The sequence below is a fragment of the Vibrio cholerae genome (assembly GCF_008369605.1).
GTDB lineage: Bacteria > Pseudomonadota > Gammaproteobacteria > Enterobacterales > Vibrionaceae > Vibrio > Vibrio cholerae.
Genome location: NZ_CP043554.1, coordinates 475,869 through 496,637 on the forward strand (window position 1 = coordinate 475,869; position 20,769 = coordinate 496,637).

Annotated in this window: 16 protein-coding genes; 6 read left to right on the top strand and 10 right to left on the bottom strand. The window is 48.9% G+C overall.

The annotated features are described in order from the left end of the window. Nucleotides 1–135: 135 nt before the first annotated feature. The gene (mutT, locus tag F0316_RS02335) at nt 136–534 is read left to right on the top strand and encodes an 8-oxo-dGTP diphosphatase MutT (protein WP_000821181.1); all 399 of its coding nucleotides are present in this window, start codon (nt 136–138) and stop codon (nt 532–534) included. 114 nt (nt 535–648) lie between these two features. Continuing rightward, nucleotides 649–1,458 carry a 4-hydroxy-tetrahydrodipicolinate reductase gene (gene dapB, locus F0316_RS02340; protein ID WP_149560172.1) on the top strand — a complete coding sequence of 270 codons (810 nt, stop codon included), beginning with the start codon at nt 649–651 and terminating at the stop codon, nt 1,456–1,458. Between the two features lie 87 nt (nt 1,459–1,545). Here the strand turns inward: dapB and F0316_RS02345 are convergent, their stop codons facing one another. Next, nucleotides 1,546–1,674: a 1-deoxy-D-xylulose 5-phosphate reductoisomerase gene (locus tag F0316_RS02345; protein ID WP_149560173.1), complete on the bottom strand. Its 129-nt coding sequence runs from the start codon at nt 1,672–1,674 to the stop codon at nt 1,546–1,548. A 266-nt stretch (nt 1,675–1,940) separates the two neighbouring features. On the opposite strand from F0316_RS02345, the gene carA reads away from it, so the two are divergent. Together carA and carB are read left to right on the top strand one after the other, a co-directional pair. Next, entirely contained in the window at nt 1,941–3,080 is a 1,140-nt protein-coding gene (gene carA / locus F0316_RS02350; RefSeq protein WP_000045131.1) for a glutamine-hydrolyzing carbamoyl-phosphate synthase small subunit, read from the top strand. Nucleotides 3,081–3,096: 16 nt separating this feature from the next. Further along, nucleotides 3,097–6,327, top strand: a complete 3,231-nt coding sequence (carB, locus tag F0316_RS02355) for a carbamoyl-phosphate synthase large subunit (RefSeq protein WP_001126441.1) — start codon at nt 3,097–3,099, stop codon at nt 6,325–6,327. A gap of 89 nt (nt 6,328–6,416) precedes the next feature. Here carB and F0316_RS02360 read toward each other — a convergent pair whose 3' ends face one another. After that, entirely contained in the window at nt 6,417–6,899 is a 483-nt protein-coding gene (locus F0316_RS02360; protein ID WP_149560174.1) for a hypothetical protein, read from the bottom strand. A 305-nt stretch (nt 6,900–7,204) separates the two neighbouring features. Here F0316_RS02360 and F0316_RS02365 point away from each other — a divergent pair, with 305 nt between their 5' ends. Both F0316_RS02365 and F0316_RS02370 read left to right on the top strand, forming a co-directional pair. Next, the gene (locus F0316_RS02365) at nt 7,205–8,728 is read left to right on the top strand and encodes a hypothetical protein (RefSeq protein ID WP_149560175.1); all 1,524 of its coding nucleotides are present in this window, start codon (nt 7,205–7,207) and stop codon (nt 8,726–8,728) included. Nucleotides 8,729–9,056: 328 nt separating this feature from the next. After that, nucleotides 9,057–9,842, top strand: a complete 786-nt coding sequence (locus F0316_RS02370; protein WP_000423591.1) for a TSUP family transporter — start codon at nt 9,057–9,059, stop codon at nt 9,840–9,842. Here the strand turns inward: F0316_RS02370 and F0316_RS02375 are convergent. The 8 genes from F0316_RS02375 to gltB all read right to left on the bottom strand — a co-directional run bounded on the left by F0316_RS02375 (nt 9,772) and on the right by gltB (nt 20,565). Continuing rightward, on the bottom strand, nt 9,772–10,632 hold the full coding sequence (locus F0316_RS02375; RefSeq protein ID WP_000923492.1) for a LysR family transcriptional regulator: 861 nt from the start codon (nt 10,630–10,632) through the stop codon (nt 9,772–9,774). The two genes, F0316_RS02370 and F0316_RS02375, sit on opposite strands and share 71 nt — an antisense overlap. 150 nt (nt 10,633–10,782) lie before the next feature. Continuing rightward, the gene (locus tag F0316_RS02380) at nt 10,783–11,403 is read right to left on the bottom strand and encodes a TRIC cation channel family protein (protein WP_000381501.1); all 621 of its coding nucleotides are present in this window, start codon (nt 11,401–11,403) and stop codon (nt 10,783–10,785) included. Between the two features lie 82 nt (nt 11,404–11,485). Beyond that, nucleotides 11,486–12,316, bottom strand: a complete 831-nt coding sequence (btuF, locus tag F0316_RS02385) for a vitamin B12 ABC transporter substrate-binding protein BtuF (RefSeq protein ID WP_149560176.1) — start codon at nt 12,314–12,316, stop codon at nt 11,486–11,488. Continuing rightward, nucleotides 12,317–13,270, bottom strand: a complete 954-nt coding sequence (locus F0316_RS02390) for a cobalamin biosynthesis family protein (RefSeq protein ID WP_000447406.1) — start codon at nt 13,268–13,270, stop codon at nt 12,317–12,319. 12 nt (nt 13,271–13,282) lie between these two features. Further along, nucleotides 13,283–13,978, bottom strand: a complete 696-nt coding sequence (gene mtnN / locus F0316_RS02395; RefSeq protein ID WP_000689865.1) for a 5'-methylthioadenosine/S-adenosylhomocysteine nucleosidase — start codon at nt 13,976–13,978, stop codon at nt 13,283–13,285. Nucleotides 13,979–14,049: 71 nt separating this feature from the next. After that, nucleotides 14,050–14,484 carry a DUF1499 domain-containing protein gene (locus tag F0316_RS02400; protein ID WP_001882072.1) on the bottom strand — a complete coding sequence of 145 codons (435 nt, stop codon included), beginning with the start codon at nt 14,482–14,484 and terminating at the stop codon, nt 14,050–14,052. A 186-nt stretch (nt 14,485–14,670) separates the two neighbouring features. Next, a complete protein-coding gene (locus F0316_RS02405; protein ID WP_149560177.1) occupies nt 14,671–16,083 on the bottom strand; it encodes an FAD-dependent oxidoreductase in 1,413 nt (470 codons plus the stop codon). A gap of 18 nt (nt 16,084–16,101) precedes the next feature. Then, the gene (gene gltB / locus F0316_RS02410) at nt 16,102–20,565 is read right to left on the bottom strand and encodes a glutamate synthase large subunit (RefSeq protein ID WP_001240196.1); all 4,464 of its coding nucleotides are present in this window, start codon (nt 20,563–20,565) and stop codon (nt 16,102–16,104) included. Between the last annotated feature and the right edge of the window lie 204 nt (nt 20,566–20,769).

The following is a 20,769-nucleotide window of genomic DNA, read 5'->3' on the forward strand; positions in this document are numbered from 1 at the left end:
ATTAAATAAAAGAGTCGCTAAGGCGACTCTTTTTATACCCAAACAACTTGAAGTTACAGCCAACACCGCTGTGGCTTTGAGTAGGAAAGGTATACAACTGAAATTCACGTCAGCCAGAAATACAGGAGTCGCCCCTTGAAACGCATCCACATTGTTGCAGGGATCATCTTCAACTCAGATCAGAGCGAAATTTTCATCACCAAACGTCCCGACCATCTGCATAAAGGCGGTTTTTGGGAGTTCCCCGGTGGTAAGGTGGAAGCGGGAGAAAGCCGAGAGCAAGCCATGGTTCGTGAGCTTGAAGAAGAGATCGGCATTACCGTGACGGAGCAACAAGCTTTCCAACATTTTGATTTCGACTATACGGACAAATCGCTGAGCTTCGATTTTATGCTCGTGACGGCTTTTGATGGTCAGCCTCATGGCCGTGAAGGCCAGCAAGGCGGTTGGGTGAAAATTGCCGATCTGGCCAATTACCGCTTTCCTGAAGCGAATGATCCGGTGGTGAAGCAAGTGATTGCTCAATTTGGTTAAGTGGTTTTTTCCTCGCTTGGCCAAGTCGTGAGGCTAGCCAGAGTGGAAGATAGTTGGTAGTTTAAGTCTACAAATTGGAACTGCCTCAAGGCAGTGGAGAATGGAGACAGCAAGATGGTTAGAATTGCGATTGCGGGTGCCGCAGGACGTATGGGACGCAATCTGGTAAAAGCAACACACCAGAATCCGCTTTCCGAATTGGGCGCGGGCTCTGAGCGTCCAGAATCCTCATTAGTGGGCGTTGATATTGGTGAGCTGTGCGGTATTGGTAAACAAGGTATTGTTTTAGTCGATAACCTAGAGCAAGCCGTTGAACAGTTTGATGTGATTATTGATTTCACTGCGCCTGCCAGCACCTTAGCTAACTTAGCCTTGTGTGAGCAGCATGGTAAAAAACTGGTGATTGGCACAACGGGCTTTACCGATGCTCAGCGCCAAACCATTGAACAATCAGCAAAGAAGATCCCGATTGTCATGGCGCCCAACTACAGCGTTGGTGTCAACTTGGTGTTTAAACTGCTGGAAAAAGCCGCCAAAGTGATGGGTGACTACTGTGATATCGAAATCATTGAAGCTCATCATCGCCATAAAGTCGATGCGCCTTCGGGTACCGCGATTGGCATGGGCGAAGCGATTGCCCATGCGATGGGTAATCAACTGAGTGATGTGGCGGTGTGCGCGCGAGAAGGGATCACCGGTGAACGTTCACGCAATGAAATTGGTTTTGCTACGATTCGTGCGGGAGACATCATTGGTGAGCATACCGCCATGTTTGCCGATATTGGTGAGCGAGTGGAGATCACCCACAAAGCCACTGACCGAATGACGTTTGCCAATGGTGCAGTCAAAGCTGCCATTTGGCTCGCGGAGCAACCCGCCGGTTTCTACACCATGACCGATGTGCTCGGATTGAATGACCTCTAAATACATAATTATGCGCCAGCGAACTGCTGGCGTTTTTTTTATCCTTAAAACTTGATTAAAAATCTTCTCATCCATTTTCAGCGAAAGCTAAGCTTGTTTTGTTGTTATTTTATCTTCTTGGTGTGTGTTTTGTGGTTTTGTCTCTATTTTTTGATAAAAACTTAGCTTGTTAACGATTGCTTTATGTGTGGTTGTTTTTTTGCCACCTATTTCCATTTTTTAAATGTTCTTTCTCACCGAGTGGGGGATGAATAGACAGGAATGACAGAGTAAAGATGTTTTTTTGGTGGTTTTGATGAATAAATTCATCAGACTCTCGTAAAGATAAATTAAATTTTTAGGCTTGTGTTGACAGCCTCCGATCACATCCCTAGAATATCGCCAATTTGTCTATAGCATCCTAATGCATGAACTCGTGGCTAGTAGGAAGACGAATTTGCAAAATAATTTATTTTTGATGCATTTTTATTCTGGAGGTTGTCTTGAGTAAATCAGCACTGTTAGTCCTAGAAGATGGGACAGTGTTCCGCGGAGTGTCCATCGGGGCAGATGGTATTTCCGTCGGTGAAGTCGTTTTCAATACCTCGATGACGGGGTACCAAGAAATCCTCACTGATCCTTCTTATTCCCAGCAAATCGTTACTCTTACTTATCCTCACATTGGCAATACCGGAACCAACTCCGAAGACGAAGAATCCACAGCGATTCATGCTCAAGGCCTTGTGATTCGCGATCTCCCTCTTATCGCTTCTAACTTCCGCAGTGAACAATCCCTCTCTGATTATCTCAAGTCACAAAACATTGTCGGTATTGCTGACATTGATACCCGTAAACTGACTCGTATCTTGCGTGAGAAAGGCGCACAGAACGGCTGCATCATGGCGGGCGATAATCTGGATGAAGCATTAGCACTGGCGAAAGCGAAAGAGTTTCCGGGCCTGAAAGGCATGGATCTCGCGAAAGTGGTTTCCACCAAAGAAGCGTATGCGTGGAAACAAGGCTCATGGACGCTAGAAGGCGGCCTACCTGAAGCGAAAGCGGACAGCGAACTGCCTTACCATGTTGTGGCTTACGATTTTGGTGCGAAGCGTAACATCCTACGTATGTTGGTGGATCGTGGTTGCCGCTTAACTGTGGTGCCAGCGCAAACCTCTGCAGAAGACGTGCTCGCCCTTAATCCAGACGGTGTGTTTCTATCCAATGGCCCAGGCGACCCAGAGCCATGTACTTATGCGATTGAAGCCACACGCGTTTTCCTTGAGAAAAACATTCCTGTTTTTGGGATCTGTCTAGGTCACCAAATTCTGGCACTCGCCTCCGGCGCGAAAACAGTAAAAATGAAGTTCGGTCACCATGGTGCAAACCACCCAGTGAAAGATTTGGATCGCGGTGTGGTGATGATCACCTCACAAAACCACGGTTTTGCAGCCGATGAAGCGACTCTGCCTGACAACCTGCGTGCAACCCACAAATCGCTGTTTGATGGTTCACTGCAAGGGATTCATCGTACCGACAAGCCAGCGTTTAGCTTCCAAGGTCACCCAGAAGCAAGCCCAGGTCCACACGATGCAGCACCGCTGTTTGACCACTTTATTGAACTGATTAAACAATTCCGCGCTTAATTTGGAGTAGTAGATAATGCCAAAACGTACTGACATTCAAAGCATCCTTATCCTTGGTGCGGGTCCAATTGTTATCGGTCAGGCTTGTGAGTTTGACTACTCAGGCGCGCAAGCGTGTAAAGCCCTGCGCGAAGAGGGTTACCGCGTTATTCTGGTTAACTCAAACCCAGCGACCATCATGACTGACCCAGAAATGGCCGATGCGACTTACATCGAGCCAATCCATTGGGAAGTGGTGCGTAAGATCATCGAAAAAGAGCGCCCAGATGCGATTTTGCCCACCATGGGCGGCCAGACTGCGCTTAACTGTGCGCTGGCACTGGAAAAACATGGCGTATTGGCTGAGTTTGGCGTTGAGATGATCGGCGCAACCGCCGATGCGATTGATAAAGCGGAAGACCGCTCACGCTTTGATAAAGCGATGAAATCAATCGGTCTCGAGTGTCCTCGCGCTGATACCGCAAAAAGCATGGAAGAAGCGTACAAAGTCCTCGATATGGTCGGCTTCCCATGTATCATCCGTCCTTCTTTCACCATGGGCGGCAGCGGCGGCGGTATCGCTTACAACCGTGAAGAGTTTGAAGAAATCTGTACTCGCGGTCTGGATCTTTCACCGACCAATGAACTGCTGATCGATGAATCGCTGATTGGTTGGAAAGAGTACGAGATGGAAGTGGTGCGTGATAAGAACGACAACTGCATCATCGTCTGTGCGATTGAAAACTTTGACCCAATGGGCATCCACACTGGTGACTCGATCACTGTCGCTCCAGCACAAACGCTGACTGACAAAGAATACCAAATCATGCGTAACGCCTCTTTGGCGGTACTGCGTGAAATCGGCGTAGAAACCGGCGGTTCAAACGTTCAGTTTGGTATCAACCCGAAAGATGGTCGCATGGTGATCATCGAGATGAACCCACGTGTATCACGCTCTTCGGCGTTGGCTTCCAAAGCTACGGGTTTCCCAATTGCGAAAGTGGCGGCCAAACTGGCGGTGGGTTTCACACTCGATGAGTTGATGAACGACATCACAGGCGGCGCAACGCCAGCTTCGTTCGAACCGACCATCGACTACGTAGTGACTAAGATTCCTCGTTTCAACTTCGAAAAATTCGCCGGTGCCAATGACCGCCTGACCACACAAATGAAGTCAGTGGGTGAAGTGATGGCGATTGGCCGTAACCAACAAGAATCACTGCAAAAAGCACTGCGCGGCTTGGAAGTCGGTGCGGCTGGTCTGGATGAGAAAGTGGATCTGGACGCGCCAGACGCTCTGACCAAAATTCGTTATGAGCTGAAAGAAGCAGGCGCAGAGCGTATTTGGTACATCGCTGACGCATTCCGTGCTGGTATGTCAGTGGATGGGGTATTTAACCTGACCAACATTGATCGCTGGTTCCTAGTGCAAATCGAAGAACTGGTGAAGCTGGAAGCGGAAGTAAAAGCCGGTGGCTTTGCGGGCTTGAACCAAGACGTACTGCGTAAGATGAAGCGCAAAGGCTTCTCTGATGCGCGTCTGTCTAAACTGCTGGGCGTGAGCGAAAACGAAATTCGTCGCTTGCGTGACCAATACAACATCCACCCAGTTTACAAGCGTGTGGATACCTGCGCGGCAGAATTTAAGTCAGACACGGCTTACATGTACTCTACTTATGATGAAGAGTGTGAAGCCAATCCGACTGACAAAGACAAGATCATGGTACTGGGCGGTGGTCCAAACCGTATCGGTCAAGGTATCGAGTTTGACTACTGCTGTGTACACGCCGCGCTTGCCCTGCGTGAAGATGGTTACGAAACCATCATGGTTAACTGTAACCCAGAAACCGTATCAACCGATTACGACACTTCAGATCGCCTCTACTTTGAGCCTGTAACTCTAGAAGATGTGCTCGCTATCGTGCGTGTTGAGAAGCCAAAAGGCGTGATCGTGCAGTACGGCGGTCAAACACCACTGAAGCTGGCGCGAGCGCTGGAAGCGGCGGGTGTACCGGTAATTGGTACCAGCCCAGATGCGATTGACCGTGCGGAAGACCGTGAACGTTTCCAACAAGCGGTACAGCGTTTAGGCCTCAAACAGCCAGACAACGCAACTGTAACCGCTATCGAGCAAGCGATTGAAAAATCGCGTGAAATCGGTTTCCCACTCGTGGTTCGTCCCTCTTATGTTCTGGGTGGCCGTGCGATGGAGATTGTGTACGATGAGCAAGATCTGCGTCGTTACTTCAACGAAGCGGTGAGCGTGTCGAATGAATCACCAGTCCTGCTGGATCGCTTCCTTGATGATGCAACCGAAGTGGACGTGGATGCGATTTGTGACGGTGAACGCGTGGTGATTGGCGGCATCATGGAGCACATTGAACAAGCGGGTGTTCACTCAGGTGACTCAGCCTGTTCTCTGCCGGCTTACACCTTGAGCCAAGAAATCCAAGACAAGATGCGTGAGCAAGTTGAGAAGCTGGCGTTTGAACTCGGTGTTCGCGGCCTGATGAACATTCAGTTTGCGGTCAAAGACAACGAAGTTTACCTGATTGAAGTAAACCCACGTGCTGCGCGTACTGTGCCGTTTGTTTCTAAAGCAACCGGTGCTCCGCTAGCGAAAATCGCGGCGCGCGTGATGGTTGGACAAACTCTGGAGCAACAAGGCTTCACCAAAGAGATCATCCCACCTTACTACTCAGTTAAAGAAGTGGTTCTGCCGTTCAACAAGTTCCCGGGTGTTGACCCACTGCTTGGCCCTGAAATGCGCTCAACCGGTGAAGTAATGGGTGTGGGTGCCACGTTTGCTGAAGCCTATGCTAAAGCAGAGTTGGGCTGTGGCTCGGTTTACCCTGAAGGTGGTCGTGCGCTACTTTCGGTGCGTGAAGGTGACAAACAGCGTGTGGTGGATCTGGCTTCTAAGCTAGTGAAACTCGGTTACCAGTTGGATGCGACTCACGGTACTGCAGTGATTCTGGGCGAAGCGGGCATCAACCCACGTCTGGTTAACAAAGTGCATGAAGGTCGTCCACACATTCTGGATCGCATCAAAAACCACGAGTACACCTACATTGTGAACACGGCTTCTGGCCGCCAAGCAATTGAAGACTCAAAAGTACTGCGCCGTGGTGCATTGGCTCACAAAGTGAACTACACCACCACACTGAACGCCGCCTTCGCAACTTGTATGTCACACACGGCGGATGCCAAAGCATCCGTCACTTCAGTACAAGAGCTGCATGCGCGTGTAAAAGCGAACCAAGCTTAATTGGTATTACAACAAGAGAGGCTCAAGGCCTCTCTGACAACCTCTTTGCCCGCTCGTCAGCGGGCTTTTTTATGCACGGATTTTGCGGTTCAGTTTGATGTAGCGTCTGTGGCTGCCAATGTCGCGGCTGTGTCGAGCTTGCCATCCTTATCAACCAAAACCAGACGTTGATGATCACTTGAGAGTTTGACCCATTTGATCTGCTCGATTTCTGGCTGACGCCAATTCAGGATAAACAGTGATGCATTCTCATCTTGCTCAAAGCCGCGCTCGGTATTGAGTTCCCCAAGCGTTACCTGCCCATCAACAGACATCCGATAGCCATCACCGTGACCAATGATCTCCAAGCTGACGGATTTACCATCCACCACGCCATAGTAGGTCACACCATCGAAGGCATCGTAGGCAATATCATCCATGCTGTGATCACAACTTTGCGTTGCCTGCTGGTAAGCACCTCCCGCATCTAAACAGCGATCTTGAGCGATAAACTCCCGTCCCCAAAATTGATAAAGCAAGCCGATGGAGACAAGGCCAATGCCCAGCAAAGCCGTGATGCTCTTTTTACTCATGAATATTTCTCTGTTGTTATGTGGTGAAAATTGCCATGCATCATAGTTAAGTTGTGGATGTTAGCCAAACATTCTTCTATAGATAGACGGAGAAGTAACAGTGTTTTCTCAAATAATAATAAATGTTTACGATCGTACTTGTTTAAATGTACATTTTTTATCAATTCCTCCCCTTTTTATACCTGTGAATATTTTAATCTATTTTAAATTTATTTAAGGTTATTTTTGTTGAAAATAAGAGAGAATTTCATAGAATGATGTGGTTTTTATTCTAAAATGTTCAATGTCTATTTGAGGAGATAATCTTGGGGTTAGATACGGCTTATATACCAGCAAGAAAGCAAGATATAGATTTTTTTGTTGGTGATGTTATACGGGAACCGGATTTACTGGATAGTAGAATACAACTCATAACTCAATCTAAAAAAGATAGAGACTTTTTGAGACAAAGTGTATACGCTAATATACTTTCTGAAAATGAAGAACAGTATTTTGATAAATGTTTAGGGGATTCTGCCTGTAGTATTTTGACGTATCTACACCCTTATTATTATGATAGGGGGCGTTCTCTTATGGATATGCTTTCTAATGAGGGTGGTCTTCCCCAATCTATTTCAGTGTTGTTTGATGATTTTTCTTTGTGCTTTCCAAACGTAAAACATTCTGGTGATTCTTACGATATAAATTATCGTTCTGGTATTTATATTAAAGAAGATAATGTCGGAAAGCTGTTTAGATTACTTTCTGACAAAGAGTTGTGGGAAGATTTAAATCTTGATGAGTCGAGCGGATTGTTATCAGCGCTAAAATATGCTGAAAAGCATGGGACAGGAATTGTTGAAGTATTTGATATTCATATTCCTATGACTGGTGAATTTTATTCTAGCATGTTTAATCTTCGAGCTGCATATCTAAATAATTTGGATAATGAGCTTGCTGAATGTGACTGTGTTAATACAGGATTTACGATAGGAATACCTGTACCTTCTTCTAGCATCATAACTTTTGATGATTTGGGTAAGATTATCTATGAATGGATGGATAATGAGTATCTATTACCCATGCATGAAAACTCTCCAGTGAAAGATAAAAAAATACAAGGTGTTATTTATATGTCACTAATATATGAAGACACTACACCAATTATCATAATTGGAACTAAACAAAATGTTTTTATTCATGATGCTGATGACTATTTTGAAAAATTAAGACTATCACTGTTTGAATGTTTAAATCAACATAATCTAGATATTAACTTTTTCATTTCAACTCATGGTGAAGGTGAGGTTCCAGAGGAAATACGCTCAATAGAAGAAGCGGAAGTTTTATATAGGATGAAACCAAGTTTTATATTTGGTGGCCATGAATGGTTTTTTATATTTGATAAACAATGTATTGAAATGAACCTTAGCCTAAAAGGTAATCTTGAAGTTTTATTGAATGGTAATAAAATAGACCAATATAAAGTGAGCTTATCTAAGGATCATCGAACTGTTTATTTTTCGGATGGTAACTGGTATACGATATTAGTTAAAAATACAAACGTTTTTTCAGGAGAGTTTGATATAAAGCTTCACAAAGGACTATTTTTACAAGCACACTTCAAGTTGCTTCAAGGTTCGAAAGTCTATCCTAAACTAAAAAATTTGCTATTGAAACTGGGAGAAATGCTGACGATCATATTCTTTATTATGATTTTTATTTTACCTAGACCATTCACAATGCTTCCATTGTTAATTCTGCTGATTACAATGTATAAATACAATAAGAGGCATCATCTAATGCTTATTCCGGTTGAAGGAGTAAATGATTCTGATGATTATGAGTAGTACAACGTAATGAAAATCTAAAGAATAGAATGTTTTATCCGATAAGAAACTATTATAATTGATATCATCAAACTAATTAAACTTGGCTATAGAGCTTCTTTGAGTATAGTAGATTATATTATAGTCATTATTCCTGTAGTGCTCACTGATGATTAATTTTTTAGTGACTAGGTTAAAAACTCGTAAGCTATATTGCCCAGTATTTAAGGATTGACTCTGGGCTTTATATCGATGAATAAATGGAATAGATTGTTGTCTTGCGTTTCGCTGTTTTGATGTTTTGAGCAGTGATACTGTTGGGCTTTGTCATTCAAGATGTTGATTAGAAATGGAACTTTCACTGGAAGTATTGGGGCTGCTGTTTTTAGTGGCGGGCGTTGCGGGATTTATTGATGCCATGGCGGGCGGTGGCGGTTTGCTGACTTTACCAGCCTTGCTGGCCGCAGGGGTTCCTCCGACTCAAGCTCTGGCGACCAACAAATTGCAAAGCTCCTTTGGTAGCTTTTCGGCCACGCTCTATTTTGTGCGCAAGGGCGTTGTGAGCCTAAAAGCGATGCGATTGGCGATTGCTTGTACTTTTGTCGGCGCGGCGCTTGGCGCAGAAGCGGTGCAATATATTGATGCCACTTTGCTAACCAGCCTTATCCCCCTGTTACTGCTCGGAATTTCGCTCTATTTCTTATTGGCTCCGACCACCAAAACGCACACAGGGCCTGCGCCTTTATCCGAAACCGCGTTTGCTTTCACGGTGGGTTTTGGTATCGGTTTTTATGATGGTTTTTTTGGCCCCGGTACTGGCTCAATTTTTACCGTCTGCTTTGTGGCTTTGGGGCATTTTAGTTTAGTGGAAGCCACCGCTCGCACTAAGGTACTCAATTTTACGTCCAACATTGCCGCGTTGACCTTCTTCTTAATCGCTGGTTTGCCGATTTGGGAAATTGGCTTAACCATGGCGGCAGGCGGATTTATCGGCGCTCGTATGGGCGCAAAAGTGGTGATCAGCAAAGGGCAGCGTTGGATCCGCCCGTTGGTGATCACCATGTCTATGCTGATGGCGCTAAAACTGCTTTGGGAACAGCATCATGCAGCGCTGTTATCAATGCTTGGACTCTAGAGCTGCGATACCGGCTGGCGCGCAGACAAATATGAATCGGCCGAGTAAGGTCTGCTAATTCAGCAAAATCAAAGCAGTGTTGGGGCTCAATTTTTAGGGTACTGACAATCGAGCGTGGCACTAGGGCGGGTAACATGCCGCCGAGCGCGAGCTGCGCCGCCGCGGTGTAAGAGTCCATCTCCATCGCGGGTCGAATGCCTTGTTTGTGCAGCATAGCCGCTTGATAGGTATTGGCGGGATTGGCCAAATCATTGGTGATAAGCTCGCTTGGCAGTGCGTGCAGCGGCGCTTGGCTAATCACGGTAAATGGCTCATCACCTAGATGAAAGGTCAGCAAACCGTGATTGGCGGGCAGATAACCGGCACAAAAGCCCAAGGTGGCTTTGCCAGACTGCACATTCTCGACAATTCGCGGTGTGTGGTTGGTGGTGATCACCCAATGCGGATCTTGCTTGCGATGTTGCCCCATCGTCTGGCCAATATAACCCGCGACTAACGTCTCCGAGCAATCCATACGCAGCAGCGTGTTATCTTCCAGTGTCTGCTGCTCGAAAATCAAGCCATGCAACTCATTAAAGGTGGGGCCGATGCTGGCAATTAATTGCTCGGCATCCGCGGTCAATTTGATATGTCGCCCCGCTGGAACAATCAGTTTCTTGCCGAGTTTTTTCTCTAAGTTCGCAATGCGTTTACTGACTGCCGACTGGCTGATATAGAGCTGACTACCGGTACGGCTCATGGTTTTTTCTTTGCTGAGCACCAGTAAGGTTTCAATGCCTTCGAGTAACATGTGTTGATGACAAATGGGAATAGATGCGTGGATTGTATGTGGAATCTCAAGCGAGGTCGTGCATTAAGCTCACAAAGTGAACTGAGCTTTAAATATGGGGAGATTTTCGGGATAGCGGCACCTCGCATCGGGCGTTAGGTGCCGAGCCTGTTATTTGGTCAGGGCAAAGGTTGGCAGAGAAAGGTGCCAGCGGATCGCTCCGAGACGAATTAAGAGCGTGGAAAAAACGCCAGAGAGCAGAGCGGTCGAACTGCTATAGCCCATCGCCAGTGCGGTAGTGTGGAAAATGCCACCGATAATACAGGCGGTCGCGTACACTTCACTGCGCAGCACCATAGGAATTTCTCGGGCGAGGACATCGCGGATAATTCCACCGCCGCAGCCCGTTATCACGCCCATAATGATCGCGATTAAGGCGGAATCTTGATAGATCAGCGCTTTTTCAACCCCGATCCCGACGAAAACCGCAAGGCCAATCGCATCGCACACGGGCAAAATCCACCACGCGAGTCTTTTCGGGCGACGCACCAGTAGCATGGTCAGGGCGCAGGTGATCATAATCACCCACAGGTAGTTGGTGTCTTTGATCCAAAATACCGGAGTGGCTCCGAGCGCCATATCGCGAATCGTGCCGCCACCAATCGCGGTCACGCTGGCGAGGACCATGACGCCAAACGGATCCATTTTCAAACGCCCCGCTAAGAGCACTCCAGAAACCGCAAAAACGGCAGTACCAAACATATCAATCAGATAAAGCAGAGAAGTATCCAAAGCGGTCTCACTATCTACACAACGATGAAAAATATCGAGCAGGCAAATTGGGGCGGATTTTACGAGATTTAATCCGCTAAAGTTACTGCTTTTGTGCAATTTTGAGGTATGTGCACACTTGCTCTACCGCATCTAGGGTTCTTGGGGTCGGGCGGTTTAACCAATCGGCATTGAGTGCCCAAACCTGATTGTTTTGCACGGCGCTGAGCTCTGCCTGCCAAGCTCGCCACATATGGCCGTTGGCTATCGCATGCTCTGAGGTAAAAATCACTTGCGGCTGTTTAACCAAGACTTGCTCTATGCTCACTTGCGGATAGGGCACCTCACTGTCGGCAAAAATATTGACGCCCCCACAGAGGCTAAATACTTCACTCGGCCAGTGACCTTGAGCCAAGGTAATGATGGGTTTTTCACTGAGTTGATAGAAATAACGGATCGGCTGATTGCTCGCGTATTGCGTGCGTAAATCCTGTAAACGTTGTCGAAAGTCGTGTGCCGCTTTTTGCCCAACCTCAGGGTTGGCCGAATAGTGACTCAATGCTTCGATATTATCGGCAATTTCATCCAGTGTTTTGGTTTGTGAATCGTAAATCGTAAAACCGAGTTGGCGCAGTTTGGTCAATTCACGCGGTGGATTGCCCGCCGGCCAAGCGATGATCAAATCGGGTTTGAGCGTCAGGATTTTCTCGATATTGATGGTTTGATGATTGGCGACGTGCTCCAGTTCGAGCGCTTGTGGCGGATAGTCGCTGTACTCGCTCACCGCAACCAACTTATCACCCAAACCGGCGGCATAAGCAATTTCTGTCGCGTGAGGGGCAAGGCTGATGATGCGCTCGGCGGGAAAAGGCGCAGCCAATAAGCTTGGGGTGATGAACAGAAACGTGCAGGCGATAAGCCGGATAACAAGCATTTATACTCCGCGATAAATCAGTAGTAACAGTAAACTTTCTAGCGCAATCCAGACAAAAATACGCCACGCGATAAGGCTTTGCACTTGCGCAATATGAATCGCCGCTGGGGCGATGCGCCCGCCAATTTTGGCGCGTACGCTTTTTTGCTCACCATAAATGGCAGGGCCGCCTAAGGCGAGCTGCAATTTATTGCCAACTGCACACAGTAGCCAAGCGGGTCCCGGCAGTGGCCAACTGCGGCTTTGTTTAAGTACCGCTTTGAAAATCGTCCCCGCTTGTTTACCGAGAATGATCAACAGACTAAATAGGCGCAGTGGCAACCAATCAAGCAGGGCGAGAATACGCACCGCAGTAAAACCAAACGGTTGGAAGGTGGCGCGCGACGGTGACCAAGCACGAGCCAGCTCGGCGATTAAGCGATACAAGAATGCGCCGCTGCCGCCCAGTACTCCATACCAAAACAGCACGCCAATCACGTTACGGCCAAAGCCCATGACTAAGGTTTCCACTCCCGCCTTGCCAAGCCCCAGCGCGGACAGTGTCGTGGTCTGGCGATTGACAAAAGGTTGTAATAAGGCGCGTGCTTGTGGCTTGTCCTCTTTCGCGAGAGCTTGTGCCAGTTGATTGGCTAAAGTCTCTTGGCGTCGCCAATCTAATGACAGAAGCAGCAGCGCTAAATCAAACAGTTGTGGTTGCCAGACTAAGGGTTTGAGTGCCCAAAGAAGTGCCATCGTCGGGAAAATCATCAACCCCCATGCGAGGGCGCCAGACAGGAGATTTTGTGCATAACTGGCTGGTGTGTTGACCTTACTTGCCAGCAGTTCAGCAAACTTGTGCCACAAAGTGACTGGATGCGCAGCATGAGGAATAGGCAGCAGCAGATGAAATAAGAGTGCGCCCCACATCACGAGGAGCGCACCATTGGCATAAAAGTGGGAAAACCCAGTTTCCATTAATGAACTCGCTTATTTGAGCAGTTCGACCATTTTCAGCACCATAGCGGAAGAGCTTTTGGCGGCCAGTGGCAAGAACTCTTCAAACGACAGTGGCGATTCTTTATCAGCAACGTCAGAAATCGCGCGAACCACCACAAAGGGCACCTTGAATTGGTGACAAGTTTGCGCAATCGCAGAGGCTTCCATTTCTACCGCAACAACGCTTGGGAAATGTTGGCGAATAAATTGCTGACGTTCAGCGGTGCACACAAACGCATCACCGGTACAGATAAGGCCGCGCACCGCATGAGTATTTGGCAATTGAGCCAGCGCTTGTTCCGCCACTGTCATCAATTTCTCGTCGGCTTTAAAGGCGGCGGGTTGGCCAGCCATTTGGCCAATTTCATAACCAAACGCAGTCACATCCGCATCGTGATGGCGCACTTCGCTTGAAATGACCACATCACCCACATTCAAACTTGCGTCAAAGCCGCCCGCAGAACCCGTATTGATCACCATATCCGGCGCATACTGGCTAATCAGCAAAGCGGTGCCTAATGCTGCCGAGACTTTACCAATGCCTGATTGCAGTAAAACGACGTCGACACCTTGGATTTGACCGCTGTAAAAAGTACAACCGGCTTGGTTAACTTCTTGCACGTCTTCGATGAGATCTTTCAGGATGGCGACTTCTTGTTGCATTGCGCCGATGATGCCGATTTTCATAGGGGCTCTCTTTCATCTATCAATAGGAAAACAGGCCGCAGTGTAGCATGAGCGAACGCAATCGATCGAGATTAGGGTTGCTCAAGTAAACCAGACAGCGTGAGCTTTTCGCGCAGCTCTTCAGCGCGGCGACGATTCACTCCAAAATCACTGTAGCCAATCCGCGATTCAGAGCGAACCCATAAGTGATCTTGTTCGATTTTGAGTTCCAGATCATCGACGAAGCGGAATACTTTGGAGGTGCATTCGATACGGAGATACTGGGCATTTTTTTCAGCGGTCACTGCACCAGGAAGAGAAAGGGCAATCCGTTCAACCTGCTCAATCGTGACCCCAGGGCGCAAAATAAACGGTGCAAGGTTAAATTTATCCCGCTCATCTTGAGTTGAAACACAGTTCGGTCGATTGGCGCAAGGCGTGGCGGTGCGGTCTGGCATAGAATCGACTCCCTGACTGCAGGCGGTAAGCGAAAAGGCAGCAATAATGGCATAAAACGATGGGTGCATGTTGGTAAGCTCACTCTCATCTCAGATCCCCCATTCACATGAGGTGGCAGATGGAGTGTCCGCCACTGCAAATCGTTTAGGGTTATCAATCTATTTTGTGCTCATTATAGGTAGCAAAAATAAAAAAGGATCCATAACACTATGAATCCTTTGTTGTTTACTTCGATCTAATCCCAAAACTGTGAGCTAGACTCCAAGATAGTCGAGAATTCCCTCGGCAGCTTTGCGTCCTTCATCAATGGCCGTGACCACTAGATCCGAGCCGCGAACCGCATCACCACCGGCAAAAATCTTGGGATTGGTGGTTTGATACTGGTAAGTCTGCTTGGCAGGGGCTTTGATGCGTCCCCATTGATCGAGCTCGACATCAAACGGTTCTAGCCAAGCCATTTTGTGCGGTTGGAAACCAAACGCCATGATGACGGCATCGGCAGGCAAGGCGTGCTCGCTGCCTGCGACCGGTTCAGGTTTGCGACGACCTGCCGCATCCGGTTCTCCAAGCGCGGTTTTGACCACTTTCACGCCAGTCACTTGGCCTTGGGCATTCACTTCAATTCCCAGCGGCTGCAAGTTAAACATGAATTCAACGCCTTCTTCTTTGGCGTTTTTCACTTCACGGCGTGAGCCTGGCATGTTTTCTTCGTCACGGCGATAAGCACAAATCACGCGAGATGCGCCTTGGCGAATCGAGGTGCGCACGCAGTCCATCGCCGTATCACCACCGCCGAGCACCACGACATTTTTTCCTGCCATATCAATGAACGGCGTATCACTTGCAAGCTCCATCACTTTATAGGTATTGGAGATCAAAAACGGCAGTGCATCATAAACGCCGGGGGCGTCTTCGTTGGCTAAGCCAGCGCGCATATATTGATAAGTGCCGACGCCGAGAAAAACCGCATCGTACTCATCCAGCAGTTGTTGCAGTGTGATGTCTTGGCCGACTTCGACATTGAGACGAAACTCGATACCCATCTCGCTAAAAATGCGGCGACGATTTTCCATTACCCCTTTTTCAAGTTTGAATGAGGGAATGCCAAAGGTGAGCAGACCGCCGATTTCGGGATAGCGATCAAACACGACAGGTCGTACCCCGTTGCGAACCAGAATGTCCGCGGCGGCAAGACCAGCTGGGCCCGCGCCGATGATCGCGACTTTTTTGTCGGTCCAGACCACGTTGGACATGTCGGGTTTCCAGCCCATTTCGAAGGCAGTATCCGTAATGTATTTTTCGATGTTGCCAATGGTGACGGCACCGAAATCCGCATTCAAGGTACATGAACCTTCGCACAGCCTATCTTGCGGGCAAACCCGGCCACACACTTCAGGCAGGCTGTTGGTCTGGTGCGCCAAATCGGCCGCTTCGAGAATGCGTCCTTCATTGGCGAGCTTTAACCACTGCGGAATGTAGTTGTGTACTGGGCACTTCCATTCACAGTAAGGGTTACCACAATCGAGGCAGCGATCGGCCTGCGCAGTGGCTTGTTGCTTAGTAAAGGGCTCGTAAATTTCGACAAACTCAATTTTGCGGATGTGCAGCGGTTTTTTGGCCGGATCCACACGATTGACATCGATAAATTGGTAAACGTTTTGGCTCATCAATCAGGCTCCTTCCAATTATTGTGCTTGCACGCGCAGTTCGGCTGCGCTGCGGCTCTGATGGCCGAGCAGGGTACGTAAGTCCGCTGCTTGTGGTTTGATCAGATAGAACTTCGGAATCCATTCATCAAAGTTCGCCAAAATTCGCTCTGCGTGGGCGGAACCAGTCTCTTCGAGATGTTCAGCAATCAACCCGCGCAGATGCTCTTGATGGATATACAAGTCGGTCAAGGCAACCGCTTCAACGGATTCATCATTGACGCGGCCTTGGAAATCGCCATTCTCATCGAGTACATAAGCAAAGCCGCCGGTCATACCTGCGCCAAAGTTCACGCCTGTTGCGCCTAAAATGGCGACGATGCCACCGGTCATGTATTCACAGGCGTTATCGCCAGCGCCTTCAATCACGGCAATCGTGCCGGAGTTGCGCACCGCGAAACGCTCGCCAGCTTTACCTGCGGCAAACAGTTTACCGCCCGTTGCGCCATACAAGCAGGTGTTGCCGATAATGGTTGCTTCGTTACACACAAAAGCGGTGCCTTGGTGAGGGCGAATCACAATCTTGCCGCCTGCCATGCCTTTACCGACGTAGTCGTTGGCATCACCGGTGAGATACAGCTCAAGACCACCTGCGTTCCAGACTCCGAACGATTGCCCTGCGGTACCATTGAGGACGACCTTGATGGGGGAGGTGGCGACGCCGAGATTGCCATAACGTTTCGCGATTTCACCTGACAGACGCGCGCCAATCGAACGGTCGGTGTTGATCACGTTGTAATAGAGCTCCAGCGATTGCTGGTTTTCCACGGCTGCTAGCGCATCTTCGACGATTTTCTGGTTAAGTGCCCCTTTATCAAACGGCGTGTTCGGTTCGGTGCAGTACAGTGGCAGATTTTGTGGTGACACAGGTGCTTCGAGCAGATCGGAGAGATCCAATTTGCTCTGTTTCGCGGTCATGCCTTCTACCACCTCCAACAGATCGGTACGGCCGATGAGATCGGTGAGCTTCTCAACGCCCAATTCGGCCAGATAACCGCGCACTTCTTCAGCTAACCCTTTGAAATAGTTCATCACCATCTCTGGCAGACCTTTGAAGTAATCTTTGCGCAGCGTTTCATCCTGCGTTGCCACACCGGTTGCACAGTTGTTGAGGTGGCAAATACGCAAGAATTTACATCCCATCGCCACCATAGGCGCAGTACCAAAACCAAAACTTTCCGCGCCTAAAATCGCTCCTTTGATCACATCCAATCCGGTTTTCAAACCGCCATCGACTTGTAGACGGATCTTGTGACGCAGACCGTTGGCGACCAAGGCTTGTTGCGTTTCCGCCAAACCGAGCTCCCAAGGGCTTCCTGCATATTTTACAGAGGTGAGCGGGCTGGCTGCGGTGCCGCCGTCATAACCTGAGATGGTGATAAGGTCGGCGTAGGCTTTTGCCACACCAGTGGCAATCGTGCCAACGCCCGGCTCAGAGACGAGCTTGACCGAGACCAAGGCCTTCGGGTTGATCTGTTTAAGATCGAAAATCAGCTGCGCCAAATCTTCAATCGAGTAGATATCGTGATGTGGCGGCGGCGAAATCAAAGTCACACCGGGAACGGAATAACGCAGTTTGGCGATCTCCGCCGTGACCTTATGTCCCGGAAGCTGACCGCCTTCACCGGGTTTTGCCCCTTGCGCCACTTTAATTTGCAGCACATCCGCATTGGTTAAATAGTGCGGTGTAACCCCAAAACGACCAGAGGCGACTTGCTTGATACGTGAGTTACGCTCAGTGCCAAAACGGCGTGGATCTTCACCACCTTCACCTGAGTTGGAATAGCCGCCTAAACGGTTCATCGCGGTAGCTAACGCTTCATGGGCTTCTGGGCTTAACGCGCCAATCGACATGGCGGCGGAGTCAAAGCGTTTGTAGAGATCGCTCGCGGGCTCGATATGCTCCAGTGGCAGCGGTTTATCCGAGGTTTTCAAACGCAGTAAATCGCGCAGCATGGCGACAGGGCGCTGGTTGACTTGCTGAGCAAACTCACGGTAATCCATGGTTTCGCCGGATTTGACCGCTTTTTGTAGTGTGCCAACCACATCTGGGTTGTAGGCGTGGTATTCGCCACCGTGAACGTATTTGAGTAAACCACCGTGTTCGAGAGGCTTACGTTTTGCCCATGCTTTACGCGACAGATTAAACAGATCTTGCTCAAAATCGTCGAAGTTCGCGCCTTGAATGCGAGTGGTAACCCCTTTAAAGCAGAGATCAACCACATCGCTGTGCAGCCCCACCGCTTCAAACAGTTGTGAGCAGCGATAAGAGGCGACAGTCGAAATGCCCATTTTGGACATGATTTTGTACAGACCTTTGTTGATGCCGTATTGGTAATTCTGCATCACTTCGCGATAGCTCTTTTGCAGCGCGCCATCATCAATCATTTTGCCCAGTGTTTCGTAGGCGAGGTAAGGATAAACGGCCGTGGCACCAAAGCCGATCAGCACCGCAAAATGGTGTGGATCGCGCGCGGCACCGGTTTCAATAATGATGTTGGCATCGCAGCGTAAATTGGCTTCCACCAGACGAGCTTGTACTGCACCGACCGCCATTGCAGCGGGAATCGGCAGACGATCCGCGGTTAATGCGCGGTCGGAGAGCACCACTAAAACGGTGCCTTCGCGCACCACTTGTTCGGCTTTGTCACACAAATCCAACACCGCTTGTTTGAGATTTTTCTCTTGCGGATCGAAGTTGATGTCAAGAATGGTGTTGCGATAGTGCTGATCGCTGAGCGTCAGTAGCTGCTGCATATCTGAGTAGAGCAGGATCGGCGAATCAAAGGTCACGCGATGGGCGTGACCATCGGTTTCGCAAAATACGTTCATCTCTTGGCCGATGCTGGTGGCCAGCGACATCACATGTTTTTCACGCAGTGGATCGATCGGTGGGTTGGTCACCTGAGCGAATTTTTGCCGGAAGTAATCGCTGATCAGGCGCTCTTTGGAAGAAAGTACCGCCATCGGCGTGTCATCCCCCATGGAACCGACTGCTTCTTGCGCCATATCGCCCAGCACGCGCAGGATTTGATCGATCTCTTCGTTGCTCATCGCAAACTGCTTTTGATAGGTTTTTAGCAAGTCTGCATCAAAGCTGCGCTCACCAACCTTATCGTCGGGCAACTGTGAAAAGGGCGTGAGTTTATAGACGTTATTTTCCATCCACTCACGATAGGGGTGACGGCTTTTTAGGTCGTTATCAATTTCGCTCGATTGCCAAATTTTGCCTTTGCGAGTGTCGATCACCAGCAGCTCGCCGGGGCCAACCCGACCTTTTTCAGACACTTCATCCGGTGCGTAATCCCAAATCCCGACTTCTGAAGCGAGGGTGATGAGCTTATCTTTGGTGATCACATAACGCGCAGGACGCAGGCCGTTACGGTCAAGGTTACACGCGGCGTAACGACCATCGGACAGCACGATCCCCGCCGGGCCATCCCAAGGCTCCATGTGTTTGGAGTTGAAATCGTAGAAAGCACGCAGATCCGGATCCATATCCGGATGGTTTTGCCATGCGGGCGGAACCAGCATGCGCATCGCACGGAAGATATCCATCCCGCCGGCTAAAAACAGATCCAGCATGTTGTCTAGGCTCGAAGAGTCCGAACCGGTTTCATTCACAAAAGGGGCAGCGCTTTGCAAATCGGGCAGCAGCGGTGACGCGAACTTATAAGCCCGAGCGCGTGCCCACTGGCGGTTACCTTCAATGGTGTTGATTTCGCCATTGTGCGCCAGATAGCGAAACGGCTGAGCCAGCGGCCAGCGTGGCTGAGTATTGGTGGAGAAACGTTGGTGGAACAAGCAAATCGCCGATTCCATACGCAGATCGGCTAAGTCGAGATAAAAGCGTGGTAGGTCTGCGGGCATACACAGGCCTTTGTAAACCAACACTTGAGTCGAGAGCGAGCAGATGTAGAAATCGCGATCATCCGTAATCTGTTTTTCAATGCGACGACGCGCAATATACAGACGGCGCTCAACATCGCGCTCACGCCAACCGGCCGGGGCGGAGATGAAGACTTGTTGAATATCGGGCAAAGAGTCGAGGGCTATCGGGCCAAGCACTTTCGGGTTGGTGGGCACTTTGCGCCAACCTGCCACGCTTAAGGTTTCTTTAGCGAGTTCTTGGTTAACAATTTGCTGTGCCAGCTGCGCTTTGTGTGGATCTCGGCTGAGAAACAGCATGCCAATCGCGTACTGTTTGCTGAGTTTCCAATGTTGCTCTTCTGCGATCAGGCGCAAATAAGAGTCAGGTTTTTGCAGCAACAGACCACAGCCATCACCTGTTTTACCATCGGCGGCGATACCGCCACGGTGAGTCATGCGATCAAGTGCTGAAATCGCGGTACGAACGAGTTTGTGACTGGCTTGCCCTTCCATGTGCGCGATCAAGCCGAATCCACAGTTGTCTTTTTCAAGACTTGGATCGTATAGAGCCATTGCAATTCTCCCTTTGCATCTCTGTCATCCAGACAGTAAATGACTATTCCCTTACTCCTTGAAACAGCCTCGGTATTGGCGGTGTCTGTCTACTCCAATCACATAGTTATCTATGCTGATGGGGATTCATCCACTTCCGTTTAACGATGGCTTCAAGTGGCTTGGGTATAACTATTCATTTAAATCTTTATAATTTGAATATTT